We start from the raw sequence: 14,027 nt of genomic DNA, 5'->3' as shown, positions 1-14,027 counted from the left end.
AGTTTCGCCGGGGATTGTACCGCCGTCGCCCGCTCGTATGACAAATCCCCGGTTTGAAAGCCATGGCGGCCGTCCTTGAGCAGGACTTCCGTGTAAGACGACACCGGTCGCCGGGCCTCGCCGAGGGGCAACTTACTGTGTGCATCGGCAAGCATTTTGCAAGGAGACGCACGGTTATAATCGCCATCGCTCTACCGTCTTAAAAAGTGCCCCCAAGGATCCGGCTATAGCAACTCCACCACCGGAACGGTAGTGTTCTTACATATTGTTGCCCTATGATTTTTGCTCCCAGTCTGGTCTGGCTCAGCACAGCCCTGCTGTTTTTCGCGCCCGCGGTCAATCTCGTGTGGCGCGGCGGCACCGGCTACTGCTTTTTCGCAATTCTCGCGTTGGCGCTCGGCGCCGCGGTGGCCAACCGCCGCACGCCCGGCTATTTCTCCGGCCTGCGCACCTATCGTTGGTTCACGATCGGCATGCTCGCTTTCGTCGTAGCAATCGCCGTCCAGCAAGCCTTGTTCGGTTATTGGCTGCCGCGTCAGTTCGACGCGTTGTCGCGCTTCGTCCTTGCCCTGCCGATCTTTCTGCTGCTGCGGCAATTGCCGTCCCGGCATCTGCGCGTGATCGGTTGGGGTTGCGCCGCCGGCGCACTGGCGGTGGGCATCTGGGCACTCGTCGATCAGCCCGCCGGCGGCTGGACGGATGCGAATCGTCTGGCCAATTCTTATACGAATGCGATTCCGTTCGGCGACACCGCATTGCTGCTCGGTTTTCTTTCGATCTTCACGGTAGGCTGGGACAAGCCGCGTGACTGGCGCGTGCTGGGGCTTCGACTGCTGGCCATAGTGGGCGGCGGTTACGCGTCGTACCTGTCGGGCAGCCGCGGCGGCTGGCTGGCCGTGCCCGTGTTCGTCGTGCTGCTCGGCATGCAGTATCAGTGGTATGCGCACAAGAAGCGTCTCCTGATTACGACGCTGGCGATCGTGATCGGCGCGAGTGCGCTGCTGTCGACCGAGCGGATTCAGAAGCGCCTCGGCGAAGTGACGAACGATGTCTCGATGATGCATCAGGGCGAAGACTACACGTCGGTTGGCCTGCGCCTTCAGTTGTGGGATGCATCGCGGCTGATCTTTACGCATCATCCGGTGTACGGCGTCGGCAAGGGGCGTCTGGTGGACGAGCTAGGTCTGCTGGCCAAGCGTGGCGAAGTGAAGACCGAGATCGTCAACGAGCGCGCCCATAGCGACTTTTTCTCGACCCTCGCCGAGATGGGCGCAATCGGCGTGATGTGCCTGTTGCTGTTCTACTACGGCATCTCGGTGTACTTCTGGCGTCACAGGCTGTCGAACGATCCGACGATTCGCGCGGCGTCCTATGCGGGTCTGGCGGTCGCCACCAGCACGGTGATTTTCGGACTGACCATCGATGTCCTCGTGCCGATCATGGTCACGGTGCTGCTGGCGTTGCTGGTCGCTACGTTTTTGGCGGTGATCGATGCACGCAAGCGTGAATTGGCTACGGCGCAACCTGTAGGGACACGCGCCGCCCGTCAACCCACGACAGGCGTCAAGGCCTGATTCGAGCACGGCGTGGGGTTGACGTCGATCCGGCTCCGGTTCACCTCGGCCGGCTCGAACTCGACGTCCAGCTGACTTCGCCCGACTTCACCCCTATTTCAGCCGCACCCGGCATCTGCGCTCGGCGCGGCGGCCTCAACGCGTGAACATCTCGTAGAGCGCGGCGACATGCGCATCGACGCTCGGGTCGTAGACCAGGCTGCGCAGCGGCTCGGCGATACGCGCGTCACCGCCCTGCACACGCTCCACCGCGGCCTGAATGGCACGATCGAAACTCCCCGCCGACTGCCGCGAAAACTCGATCTTCGCCGCGCCGGTGACCGTCTCCGCCGATCCGACGTTATCGGCGATCACAAGCGGCGTGCCGCACATCACCGACTCGACACCCACCAGTCCGAACGGCTCGTACGCCGACGCCACCACGGTGAAATCGGCTGCGGCGAACAATTTTTCGATTTCTTTGCAGTACCCGACATAGCGAATCGTGTCACTGGTTTTCGGCACCGGACGGCCGGCCACCACAAGGCAAACCGGCAGCGTGGTCTGAGCAAAAAACGCTTCCAGCAAGGGATAGCCTTTGCGTTCGTGACTGGTCGACGAAAACACGAAGATCACGCGGTCTTCGGGCAGATCGAACTGGCGGCGCACCGCCGCTCGTTCGGCATCGTTCAGCGGCTGAAAGCGTGCTGTGTCCACCGGCGGATAAAGCACGTCGATACGGTCGGCGGGCACGCCGTAAAAGCGTTGCAACTCGCGGCTCATCAATTGCGAATGCGCGACGATCGAACGCGCCTGCGAATAGACGCGCCGCTCCATGTCGATCTGCCATTCGTCGCTGCGGCGCGCGACGCGGCCGGCAGCCTCGAGCGAACCCGGATGCGTGCCGCCGCACAACGCGACGTCGGCATGCGTGGAGTGATTGATCGAAAAGACGCATGCCGGACGATGCCGTTTCAGCCGTTGCTTGAGACGCCAGTCGAACGCCAGATTGCGAAGCTTGCGCGGCGCCCAGCGGACATTGAGCGGTTGAGCGTCGATCCATGCCGCCTCAGGCAGCGCGCGATCGATCTCGCGGGCGAAGAGCGTAGGACGCAGGCCCATCCGATGCAAGCCGGCAATCACGTCACGCGTGTAGCGTTCGGCGCCGCCGCTATTTTTCAGCGCCTGGGCGGTCAGGGCGATGTCGGTGACAGGACGGCGGGTCGGGTCGGACAAGGATCGGTTCTCTATGAAGCGCCCGCGCGGCGAAAGACCGTGCGGCCTGGATTTCAGGACAGCGGCAATTGTAAAGGATGGGCTTGGGGGTGCTACATGTCGCAGCCCTCCCGTCACCGATTAGAATCTAGCCGAACCGCATCCCACCCTATTCCATGACCGATAGCCCGTCGACCAACCTTGCCCCTGCACCGTCGGACACTGACCGCCCGCTCGTATCGATCCTGCTGATCGCCTACAACCAGGAAAAGCAGATTGCCGACGCAGTGTGCAGCGCCCTCGCACAAACCTATACGCCGCTCGAAATCATTATCTCGGACGACGCCTCCAGCGACGCCACGTTCACCACGATCGAAGCTGCGATCGCCGGCTACCGCGGACCGCACAAGGTCATTGCGCGCCGCAACGCGGCCAATCAGGGCATCAGCGCACATCTGTCGCAACTCGCGCAATTGGCTGAGGGAGAACTGCTGTTCGTTGCCGCAGGCGACGACATGTCCGCGCCGAATCGCTGTGAGCGGGTGGTCGACTTCTGGCTCGCGCACGATCGCCGCCCCGACCTGATCGCCACCGACCTCGCGGACATGGACGAAGCCGGCAACGTCCACGAACGGATGACGCCAACCGAACTCGACACCTATCGCAGTTTCGACGACTGGCTCGCCGGCCGCCCGTGGCTCATCGGCGCCGCGCACACATGGTCGCGACGGTTGTTCGAGCGCTTCGGACCCATGCTGCCAGGCGCCGCCGCGGAAGATCAGCTCATGGTGCTGCGCGCAATCCTGTCAGGCGGGGCCGCGAGTCTGCGCGAGCCATTGGTGCGCTACCGGCGCGGCGGACTGTCGCGCAAACGCCGTTATGGATCGGTGGATGAGTTGATTGCGCGAATGCGCCAAAGTAATCGCTATGGGCTGGCGGAACTCGCGCAGTTGCAGCGCGACGCTGAGATCGGCGGTGTGGGCGAACGCATGCGCGCGGCGATGGCGCCCAAGCTCGCACGCGAACAATTCATTCACGCGATGTTCGAAGCCGGCGGCATCGGAGAACGTATTGGCCTGCTTACACGCAGTCCCAAAGTGAAGCTCGGATTGCGCATCCGCATGTTTCTGTACGCGACGTGTCCGGCAGTCTACGCGCCGGGAATCTGGCTCAAGCGGATTGTGCGGAAAAACGGCCGCTGAAACCGCTGGCCACGAGGCGCTTTACATGCTCTACGATAGGCTGCGCCGCCGACGCAGCCGACGGCCGAACGGCTGCTGCGCCTCGACGCCGAAGCTCAGCAGACTCTTGCGCAAGCGCCGCATCATCTTCATCGCCCGCAGGAAGGTCTCGCCGGTGTGGCTGAACATCACGAATTCGAGCGCGCCGCGCCAGTTTTCGATACCGCGCGAAAACGCGTTCATATCGTCGCGCGCGTCGAGCGGCAGTTCAGCCCCGAAACGCCGCCCGAACAACTGAATCTGATCCGCGATGCCGTCGATCTGGCGCCGCTTGCTGGCACCCCGCCGCTCGGCCGCTTTGCCCTTGCATTCGTCGCGCGCACCGGCCACTGACCGCTGATTGGTCGCACTCGCGCCGACCGCGTTGCTCCCATGCTGGCGATACTTCAGATGCGGCGCCGCCACGTGACGGATCTCGCCGAATGACGCCACCACCATCGCCAGCCACCAGTCATGCATCACAATGCCGGCGGGAAACGGCAGCGCGCGGTCGAGCGCGGCGCGGTTGACCAGCATGGCGCAGCCGGGGATATGGTTGCTTAGCAGAAAATCCCGCAGACGCTCGGCGCGGCGCGACTTCGCCGTGATATCGAAGAGCGACGCCGACAGACGGCACAGCGTCGCATCCACCAACTCGATGTCACAGAACGCCATGGCCGGCGTGGCGATACCCCGGGCGCTTTCCACGGCTTGCAGATCGCGCATCAGGTCAGTGAGCTTTTCAGGCGCCCACACGTCGTCCTGATCCGCCAGCGCGACATATTCGCCGCGGCAGCCTGCCAGCGCACGCTCGAAATTGCGCACGATGCCCACGCGTTCCCCACTTGCCACCAAGCGGACCGCCACGCGGCCGGAATATGCGGCCAGCAATTCCGGCGTACCGTCGGTGGAAGCGTCGTCGGAGACCACCACCTCGAGATTCGGCCAGCTTTGCGCTTCCAGGGAAGCCAGAAGTTCGGGCAAATAGGTGCGGCCGTTATACGTCGCAAGCGCAATCGAAACGAGTGGCTTGCCGGTGGGGTCGTCGTGATGCATCGCTAATGGGTTCTCCTCTGCGGAATCCGGTCGCAGGCCGCCAAGCATGCGTTTAGTGTAAAAAAAGCGCAATAAACTGAGACTAAAACACAACACTATCCCGAAAAAGCGAACTAAAAAGGCCGACGAAACAAGCGTTTGTAAGGGAGCGGGTGCGAAGCGCGGGAGATGCCGGGATTGCCTGCCGGCAGCGGCCGGTAGGCGCCTGCCGTGGCGCCGCCCGGCCGGTTATGTCGACATGCGTGGAATTTGGCCAGATCCGACCGGACTCGGGCACATTGAGCCGAATCGGGCTCGATTACCCCGAATCGGGGCTGGATCAAACTGAATTCGGCAAATCAGGTTGAATCAGGTTGAATCAGGCCGGGTCAAGCCAGCAGGCCGGGCACAAGCCGAATCAGGCCAAACCAAGACTGATCAGGCTGCGTCCTGCTGGAACTGGATGCGATGCAGATGCGCGTACAGCCCGCCTTGCGCCAGCAGTTCGCGATGGCTGCCGCGCTCGACAATATGCCCTGCTTCCATCACCAGAATCCGGTCGGCCCGTTCGATGGTCGACAAACGGTGCGCGATCACGAGCGTGGTACGGCCCTTCATCAAGGTTTCCAGCGCCGCCTGCACGTGGCGTTCGGATTCAGAATCCAGCGCCGAGGTGGCTTCGTCGAGGATCAGGATCGGCGCGTCCTTGTAGATCGCGCGCGCGATCGCCAGACGCTGGCGTTGGCCGCCCGAGAGCATCATGCCGTTGTCGCCGACCAGGGTATCGATGCCATTGGGCATTGCCTCGACGGTATCCCACAGGTTCGCCGCGCGCAGCGCCGCCTTGACCTTGTCCGGATCGGCCGTCTGCCCATAAGCGACGTTGTTGGCCACCGTGTCGTTGAACAGCACCACGTCCTGGCTCACCATCGCGATCTGGCTGCGCAGCGCGTGCAGGCTGTATTCCGGCAGCGCGACGCCGTCGACCAGAATCTCGCCGCCGGTCGGATCGAAAAAGCGCGGCAGCAAGTTCACCAGCGTGGTCTTGCCGCTGCCCGACGGGCCCGCCAGCGCGACCATTTCGCCCGGCGCCACTTTGAACGACACGTGGTCGAGCGTGTGGCGATTGTGCGCGGCATTGCTGCCGTAAGTGAACGATACGTCGCGGAATTCCACTTCGCCGCGGGCGCGGTCGAGCGGCTTGCCGCCGCCCTCCGGTTCGGACGGCTCGTCAATCAGACCGAAAATCAGCTCGCACGCCGTCATGCCGCGTTGCAACGGCTGGTTCACGTCCATCAGGTGCTTCAGCGGCGAAATGATCAGCAGCATCGACGTGACGAACGCCACAAAGCCGCCGACTGTTGTCTGATCCGACGACGATTGCACCACTGCGATCGTAATCACCACGGCGAGCGCGATTGACGACAGGAACTGCGTCAACGGTTGCGCGAGGCCGCCGGAGACAGTCATGCGCATGGCGTAGCCGCGCAGACGCTTGCTCATCGCCGTGAAGCGATCCGTCTCATACTGCTCGCCGTTGTGGACCTTGACGACCTTGTAGCCACCCACCGTCTCTTCGACGATGTACGACAGTTCATTGGTCAGCAGTTGATGCTCGCGGTTCAGGCGCCGCAAACGACGGTTGATCTTGCCGACCAGCCAGCCGATCCCAGGCAGCAGCACCGCGACGATCAGCGTCAGGCGCCAGTTCAGATAGAACAGGTAGCCGAGCAGGAAGACGACTGTCAGCGAATCGCGCACCAGCGTGACCATCACGCTCAACAGCACGTTGAGAATCTGGTTCACCTCGAAGACGATCGCGTTGATCACCGTGCTCGCGGTTTCGCGCTGGAAGAAGGCCACGCTGGTGTGGATCATGCGATCGAACATCTTCAGGCGAAGTTCGAGCAGAATCTTGTTTGACACGTAGGCGAGCAGATAACCGGACGCGTATTGCGACACGCCGCGAATCAGCGCAAGGCCGATGACCGCAACCGGCACGAACCACTTGGCGTTGTCGCTGGCGTGGGCGCCGAAGCCCTTGTCCAGCAGTGGTTTGAGCAACGCGGGAATCGCTGCGTCGGTGCCGGCGCTCACGGCCATTGCGACGATCGCACCGACCACCACCCACATCAGCGGCTTGATATAAGGCCACAAGCGCCGAAAGACGACGGCAGGCGACGATGCCTCACCTGAACCGATGGGTTTGCTTAACGTTGGCTTCGCGCTCAAGGAATCCTCTGAGAATGCGGGACGGCATCCGCACAGCGGGCGGATGCCTGACGCGCGGAATATCAAAAAACAGCATTGTAAACGGTTGGGGATCGCGGCCGGGGGTTATGGATCGGGCGGGTTGTATACTTGCGCGACCCATTCCGACACCCTGCACGTTCCACCCAAATCAGGTATGCAAGAAACCACCCTCGGCGTCGCCATCATCACTAAAAACGCGGCGGCGCGACTGGCCGAATGCCTGCAGGCCGTGGCCTTCGCGGATCAGATCGTCGTGATCGACGGCGGCAGCACCGACGGTACCGCGGACATTGCTCGAGCCCACGGCGCGCGCGTGCTCGAGCAAACCGACTGGCCGGGCTTCGGTCCGCAAAAGAACCGCGCGGTAGACGCACTCACCACCAGTTGGATTCTCTCGCTCGACGCCGACGAGATCGTCTCGCCGGAACTGGCTGCGGCGATCCGCGCGGCGCTGGCCGCTCCCACCGCCGATGTGTACGCGGTGGACAGGTTGTCGAGCTTTTGCGGCCACTGGATTCACCACAGCGGCTGGTATCCGGACTGGATTCCGCGCCTGTTCAAACGTGGCGCCGCGCGTTTTTCAGACGACCTCGTGCACGAGCGCCTGGTGTTCGACACACCGTCGCAGCGTCTGGCCGGCAAGCTGATGCACTACTCCTACGAGGACTTCGAAGGCGTATTGCGCAAGCTCGACGCGTATTCGACAGCGGGTGCGCAGCAACGTCACGCGGCAGGCAAGCGCGGCAGTTTTGGCAAAGCGCTTGGGCGCAGCGCCTGGGCCTTCGTGCGGACCTATGTGCTGCGGCGTGGATTTCTCGACGGCCGCGCGGGTTTCATGATCGCGGTGTTCAACGCGGAAACGGTGTACTACCGGTTTTTGAAGCTGGCGCGAATGGGGGAGACGACGCGGCGCTAGAGGCCAAGGCTCGTTGACAGCCCGGGCGCTCGGCCCCGTTGCTGAGCCGTTTTCGGAACGACTGCTCACTGTCGCCGCACCGCATTCGCTAGCAACGGTCAAGCGGCAATACGCCTGGCATGAGCAACCATAGCATCTGGGCCACGAAAATTGATCGGTTTTGCCCGCGCGACCGATGCTATCCGCGCGGGCAAACTAGCCATCAATAAACGATTTCGATCGAGCTTCCGGCAAACTCACCGCGCAACGCCGCGAGCAATTCGTCGGTCGGCTTTACGCGCCACGCGTCGCCCAGACGCATTTCACCTTGTGCATTCTCGCTGCGATAAACCACCTGCACGGCGAGGCCGTTCGGAATCTGCACAGCCTGACGCTGGCCACCACCGCCGCCATAGCCGCCGCCGTTGCGGCCACCACCGCCGCCACTGCCACCACGCGATGACGCCGCCGGCGCGGGCGCAGCTTGCGGCTCGTCCTTGCCCGCGCTATGCGCTTCCAGCACGCGACGCAACGCCAACGCGTCCGCGTTACCGTTCATCTGCACCTTCACGGCTTCCGCATAACGGCAGCGCGCACGGCCGAGGTCCATCACCGTATCGACCGTGAAGCGGATGCCGCCCGTGAATGCGTCGTTACGCGCCTGGCCCTGCACCACCAGTAATTCGTCTTCCTTGAACAGTTGCTTGTGCGCTTCAAAGGTCTCATTGAAGACCGTCACTTCGCATTGGCCGGTGCCGTCGTCGAGCAGCGCGATCAGCATCTTGCCGCGCTGGGTCATCTGCGTACGCAGCGACGCGATCACGCCGGCGACCAGCTTGTCGCGTCCTTCCTTCAGTTCGCCGATTTTCTGGCGCACAAAACGACGCACTTCGTCCTTGTACGCGTCGAACAGATGGCCCGACAGGTAGAAGCCGAGCGCGGCCTTCTCCTCCTGCAGCTTCTTCTTTTCCGGCCATTCCGGCTCGTCGACCAGTTCGTGACCTTGCGACGGCGCATCGCCCATGTCGAACAGGCCAGCCTGCATCGCGTTGGCGCTGGCCTGCTCGGCGGCTTCCATTGCCAGCGAGACGGAGGCGATCAACTGCGCGCGGTTCGCGTGCAGCGTGTCGAACGCACCAGCGCGAATCAATGCTTCCACCGTCCGGCGATTGACGATCCGGCGGTCGACCCGGTTGCAGAAGTCGAAGATGTCGATGAACGGACCTTCTTCGCGCGCGCGGATAATTTCTTCGATCGCGTTCTGGCCGCTGCCCTTGATCGCGCCGAGACCGTAGCGGATTGTTTTCGACCGCTTGCCATCCGCTTCCGCGACTGGCTCGAACCGGTACGCCGACAGATTGACGTCCGGCGGCAGCACGGCCATCTTGTTCGTGAGACAGTCCTCGAACAGGATCTTGACCTTGTCCGTGTCGTCCATAGCGAGCGACATATTCGCCGCCATGAATTCGGCCGGATGGTGCGCCTTCAGCCATGCGGTGTAGTACGCAAGCAACGCATACGCCGCCGCGTGCGACTTGTTGAAGCCGTAGCCCGCGAACTTCTCCATCAAGTCGAAGATTTCGTCCGCTTTGTCGCCGGTCAGGCCGTTCTTCGCGGCGCCCTGGCGGAACAGCTCGCGGTGTTCGGCCATTTCCTCGGCCTTCTTCTTACCCATCGCGCGGCGCAGCAAGTCGGCACCGCCGAGCGAGTAGCCGCCGATGATCTGCGCCATCTGCATCACCTGCTCCTGGTAGACCATGATGCCGTAGGTCTCTTTCAGAACAGATTCGACGCGCGGATCCGGATACTCCACCACTTCGCGGCCGTGCTTACGTGCACAGAAGCTAGGGATCAGGTCCATCGGGCCCGGACGGTACAACGCGACCAGCGCGATGATGTCCTCGAAACGGTCAGGCTGGGCGTCTTTCAGCATGCCTTGCATGCCGCGGCTTTCCAGCTGGAACACGGCGACCGTATTCGCTTTCTTCAGGATCGAGAACGACGCCGCGTCGTCGAGCGGCACTTGCGCGAGCGACCAGTCTTTCTTCGACGGATCGAGACGGCGGATATAGCGCTCGGCCCAATCCAGAATCGTCAGCGTGGTGAGACCCAAAAAGTCGAACTTCACGAGGCCGACGGCCTCGACGTCGTCCTTGTCGTACTGGCTCACGACGCCGCTTTCGTCGCCCTGCGTATAGAGCGGGCAGAAATCGGTCAGCTTGCCGGGTGCGATCAGCACGCCGCCGGCGTGCATGCCGACGTTACGCGTGAGGCCTTCCACGCGCTGCGCGAGTTCGAGCAGCTGATGCACTTCGTCTTCGTTGTCGAAGCGCTCCTGCAGCAGCGGCTCTTCCTTCATCGCGTCCGCGATGGTGACGTGTTTGCCAGGCTTGAACGGAATCAGCTTGGCGATGCCGTCGGTGAACATGTAGCCGAGATCGAGCACGCGGCCGATATCCCGCACCGCTGCCTTCGCCGCCATCGTGCCGAAGGTTGCGATCTGCGACACGGCGTCCGCGCCGTACTTCTCCTTCACGTACTGAATCACACGGTCGCGGCCGTGCTGACAGAAGTCGATGTCGAAGTCGGGCATCGAGACCCGTTCCGGATTCAGGAACCGTTCGAACAGCAGGTTGTAGCGCAGCGGATCGAGGTCGGTCACGCCGAGCGCATACGCGACCAGCGAACCTGCGCCCGACCCCCGGCCCGGCCCGACCGGCACGCCGTTGTTCTTGGCCCAGTTAATAAAGTCCGCAACGATCAGGAAGTAGCCGGGAAAGCCCATCTTGATGATCGTGCCGCACTCGAATTCGAGGCGCTGGTAATACGTTTCGCGCTGCGTCTCACGCTCGGCCGCATCTGGGTACAACTGTTCGAGACGCTTTTCGAGGCCCTCTTTCGACAATTGCACGAGGTAGTCGTCGAGCGACATGCCGTCGGGTGTCGGAAAGAGCGGCAGCTTCGGCTTGCCGAGTTCGAGGGTCAGGTTGCAGCGCTTGGCGATTTCGACGCTATTGGCGAGCGCCGACGGAATATCCGCGAACAGCCCCGCCATCTCTTCTTGCGTGCGGAAATACTGCTCGGACGTAAAGCGCTTCGAGCGGCGCGGATTCGCCAGGATATCGCCTTCGGAAATACACACACGCGCTTCGTGCGCGGTGAAATCGTCCGGTGTCATGAACTGCATGGGATGGGTGGCCACCACCGGCAATTTCAGCGATGCAGCGAGCGCAACCGCCTGCTGCACGTACTGCTCGCCGCCTGGCTGGCCGCACCGTTGCAGTTCGATATAGAAGCCGCCGGGGAACACCTTCGCCCAATGCAAAGCGTTGCGTTTGGCCGCTTCTTCGTTGCCGGCGGCGAACGCGAGACCAATGTCGCCCTGTTGCGCACCCGACAACGCGAGCAGGCCTTCACCCAGACCGGATTCGAGCCAGCCGGCTTCGACTTCCGCGCGGCCGCGATACTGGTTGGTGAGCGATGCCTTGCTGAGCAGTTCGCAGAGATTCAGATAGCCGCGCCGATTTTTGACCAGCAGCAGCAAACGCGAAGGCTTGTCGCGGTCGTCCGGATTGGTGATCCAGACGTCGCAGCCGGCAATGGGTTTGACCCCTTTGCCGCGGGCTTCCTTGTAGAAACGGACGAGGCCGAACGCGTTGCCGAGGTCGGTAAGGGCGAGCGCACCCTGACCGTCTTTGGCGGCGGCCTTGACGACGTCGTCAAGACGCACGATGCCATCGGCAATCGAGAATTCGGAATGGACGCGGAGATGAACGAAGCGGGGATCTGACATGGGCGACATTGTAACTCCACCCTTCCGGAGTTTTCAGGCCAAAACCGCGCGTTAGCCGTTCGGCCTAGGAGCGCAACGCGAGAGCGCCATACGCCGATGTTTTGCGGGCAATTTGCGCTGCCGCCATAGACTGGCCATTCGGCCGAGTCGGACGAAGCGCCAGCTTGAGGGATAATACGAGTTTCGCCCTATTCGACGTGGCCGCGCCGCATGGAACCTGATGCGGGCAGCTCAATGCGCCCCATTTTCCGCGCCGCCGCGCACTTCTTACCGCTGGACACACATGAGTATCGTTAATCTCGCCGCGTATCATTTCGCGACTATCGAAGACACCGCCGCATGGCGCCCGCTCGTCACCGAGCGCTGCAATACGCTCGGCTTGCGCGGCACCGTCCTGCTGGCGCCGGAAGGCATCAATCTGTTCGTTGCCGGCACTCGCGAAGCCACGGACGCGTTCATCGACTACATCCGTCACGACGCGCTGTTCGAAGGCAAGTTCGTCAATCTGCAGTTCAAGGAAAGCCTGTCGGACAAGCAGCCGTTCACCCGCATGCTGGTCAAGCTCAAGCGCGAGATCATCACGATGAAAAAGCCGGCGATCCGCCCCGAGCTCGGCCGCGCGCCGTTCGTCGACGCCCCCACGCTGAAAAGCTGGCTCGACCGCGGCCATGACGACGAAGGCCGCCCCGTCGTGATGCTCGACACCCGCAACGCATTCGAAGTGGACGTCGGCACGTTCGACGACGCGCTCGACTACCGCATTACGAAATTCAGCGAGTTTCCGGAAGTGATCGAGCAAAACCGCGCCGATCTCGAAGGCAAGACGGTGGTGTCGTTCTGCACGGGCGGGATTCGCTGCGAGAAGGCTGCGATCCACATGAAGGAAGTTGGCATCGAAAACGTGTACCAACTCGAAGGCGGCATCCTGAAGTATTTCGAGGAAGTCGGCGGCGCGCATTATCACGGCGACTGCTTCGTGTTCGACTACCGCACCGCGCTCAATCCGCAACTGGAGCCGACCGCAACGGCGCAATGCTTCGGCTGCCGCGCGGTGGTGACGCCCGAGGCACAACAATCGCCAATGTACGTCGCGGGCAAGACGTGTCCGGAGTGCCATCCGGACAGCAAGGCGGCGCGCGCCGCGTGATGAGAGCAATCTCACTCATTTGATCGATGACCTATCGTGGACGTTTCGCGCCGTCGCCTACCGGGCCGTTGCATTTCGGCTCGCTGGTGAGCGCGCTTGCAAGCTGGCTGGACGCACGCGCCCATGACGGTGCGTGGCTTGTGCGTGTTGAAGACATCGACGGTCCGCGCACCGTCCCGGGCGCGGCCGAGGACATTCTGGCGACCCTCGAACGATTCGGCATGCATGCGGACGCGCCACCGGTTTGGCAAAGCCGCCGCATCGCGCGCTATCAGGAAGCACTGAATCAACTTAAGGCTGCCGGTTTGATCTATCCATGCGGCTGCACGCGCAAGGAGATCGCCGATTCATTATTGAATGCGCACGCGCGCAACACCACGCTCGCCTACCCCGGCACCTGCCGCAGCGGCTTGCACGGCAAACCCGCGCGCGCATGGCGCCTACGCGTCCCCGACGGCGATGCGGCGGCGATCACATTCGAAGACCGCTGGCAGGGCAAGCAGACGCAGAACCTCGCCACCGAGGTCGGCGACTTCGTCCTGAGGCGAGCTGACGACCAGTGGGCGTACCAACTGGCGGTGGTGGTCGACGATGCGGACGCGGACATTACGCACATTGTGCGAGGCGCGGACTTGATGGATTCAACTGCTCGCCAGATCTACCTGCAGCGTTGCCTGGGCGTTTCGACGCCGGAGTATTTGCATGTACCTGTCGTGATGAACGAACAGGGCGAAAAACTCAGCAAGCAAAATGGCGCAACCGCGCTAGACAATGACAACCCGCTTGAAGCGCTGAGCGCAGCCGCGCGTCATCTGGGTCTTGAACTAGACGGGACCGCGCATGCGACGCTGGAGGGTTTTTATGCTGCCGCGACGGCAGCATGGGCAGCGCGCATGAGCGCACGAATTTGATTACA

General features: G+C 62.6%; 9 protein-coding genes. 5 read left to right on the top strand and 4 right to left on the bottom strand.

From position 1 onward, the window contains the following. The first annotated feature begins 275 nt into the window (after positions 1 to 275). Complete coding sequence (locus tag HHL24_RS17495) at positions 276 to 1,574, top strand: O-antigen ligase family protein (RefSeq protein WP_169486688.1); 1,299 nt, start codon at positions 276 to 278, stop codon at positions 1,572 to 1,574. Positions 1,575 to 1,709: 135 nt separating this feature from the next. Here HHL24_RS17495 and HHL24_RS17490 read toward each other — a convergent pair whose 3' ends face one another. Beyond that, on the bottom strand, positions 1,710 to 2,789 hold the full coding sequence (locus HHL24_RS17490) for a glycosyltransferase family 4 protein (RefSeq protein ID WP_169486687.1): 1,080 nt from the start codon (positions 2,787 to 2,789) through the stop codon (positions 1,710 to 1,712). Positions 2,790 to 2,944: 155 nt separating this feature from the next. On the opposite strand from HHL24_RS17490, the gene HHL24_RS17485 reads away from it, so the two are divergent. After that, positions 2,945 to 3,970: a glycosyltransferase gene (locus HHL24_RS17485; protein ID WP_169486686.1), complete on the top strand. Its 1,026-nt coding sequence runs from the start codon at positions 2,945 to 2,947 to the stop codon at positions 3,968 to 3,970. Positions 3,971 to 4,000: 30 nt separating this feature from the next. On the opposite strand, the gene HHL24_RS17480 is transcribed toward HHL24_RS17485, so the two are convergent. Then, positions 4,001 to 5,044: a glycosyltransferase family 2 protein gene (locus HHL24_RS17480; protein ID WP_169486685.1), complete on the bottom strand. Its 1,044-nt coding sequence runs from the start codon at positions 5,042 to 5,044 to the stop codon at positions 4,001 to 4,003. 417 nt (positions 5,045 to 5,461) lie between these two features. After that, positions 5,462 to 7,255 (bottom strand): lipid A export permease/ATP-binding protein MsbA, encoded by a 1,794-nt coding sequence (gene msbA, locus HHL24_RS17475; RefSeq protein WP_169486684.1) that lies wholly within the window; start codon positions 7,253 to 7,255, stop codon positions 5,462 to 5,464. Between the two features lie 175 nt (positions 7,256 to 7,430). Here msbA and HHL24_RS17470 point away from each other — a divergent pair, with 175 nt between their 5' ends. Then, positions 7,431 to 8,192: a glycosyltransferase family 2 protein gene (locus HHL24_RS17470; RefSeq protein ID WP_169486683.1), complete on the top strand. Its 762-nt coding sequence runs from the start codon at positions 7,431 to 7,433 to the stop codon at positions 8,190 to 8,192. A gap of 202 nt (positions 8,193 to 8,394) precedes the next feature. On the opposite strand, the gene dnaE is transcribed toward HHL24_RS17470, so the two are convergent. Continuing rightward, positions 8,395 to 11,973 (bottom strand): DNA polymerase III subunit alpha, encoded by a 3,579-nt coding sequence (dnaE, locus tag HHL24_RS17465; RefSeq protein ID WP_169486682.1) that lies wholly within the window; start codon positions 11,971 to 11,973, stop codon positions 8,395 to 8,397. A gap of 274 nt (positions 11,974 to 12,247) precedes the next feature. Between dnaE and HHL24_RS17460 the strand changes: the two genes are divergently transcribed. Together HHL24_RS17460 and gluQRS are read left to right on the top strand one after the other, a co-directional pair. Beyond that, positions 12,248 to 13,111: a sulfurtransferase gene (locus HHL24_RS17460; RefSeq protein WP_169486681.1), complete on the top strand. Its 864-nt coding sequence runs from the start codon at positions 12,248 to 12,250 to the stop codon at positions 13,109 to 13,111. Positions 13,112 to 13,137: 26 nt separating this feature from the next. Continuing rightward, a complete protein-coding gene (gene gluQRS / locus HHL24_RS17455; RefSeq protein WP_169486680.1) occupies positions 13,138 to 14,022 on the top strand; it encodes a tRNA glutamyl-Q(34) synthetase GluQRS in 885 nt (294 codons plus the stop codon). Positions 14,023 to 14,027 lie beyond the last annotated feature (5 nt).

Origin of the sequence: Paraburkholderia polaris, from assembly GCF_012927345.1 — a bacterium.
Lineage (GTDB): Bacteria > Pseudomonadota > Gammaproteobacteria > Burkholderiales > Burkholderiaceae > Paraburkholderia > Paraburkholderia polaris.
This window is presented reverse-complemented; position numbering and strand designations above follow the sequence as displayed.

Coding starts and splice junctions, on each gene's coding strand:
- gluQRS (WP_169486680.1), top strand. CDS start 13,138: ATGACCTATCGTGGACGTTTCGCGCCGTCGCCTACCGGGCCGTTGCAT.
- HHL24_RS17470 (WP_169486683.1), top strand. CDS start 7,431: ATGCAAGAAACCACCCTCGGCGTCGCCATCATCACTAAAAACGCGGCG.
- HHL24_RS17485 (WP_169486686.1), top strand. CDS start 2,945: ATGACCGATAGCCCGTCGACCAACCTTGCCCCTGCACCGTCGGACACT.
- dnaE (WP_169486682.1), bottom strand. CDS start 11,973: ATGTCGCCCATGTCAGATCCCCGCTTCGTTCATCTCCGCGTCCATTCC.
- HHL24_RS17460 (WP_169486681.1), top strand. CDS start 12,248: ATGAGTATCGTTAATCTCGCCGCGTATCATTTCGCGACTATCGAAGAC.
- HHL24_RS17495 (WP_169486688.1), top strand. CDS start 276: ATGATTTTTGCTCCCAGTCTGGTCTGGCTCAGCACAGCCCTGCTGTTT.
- HHL24_RS17480 (WP_169486685.1), bottom strand. CDS start 5,044: ATGCATCACGACGACCCCACCGGCAAGCCACTCGTTTCGATTGCGCTT.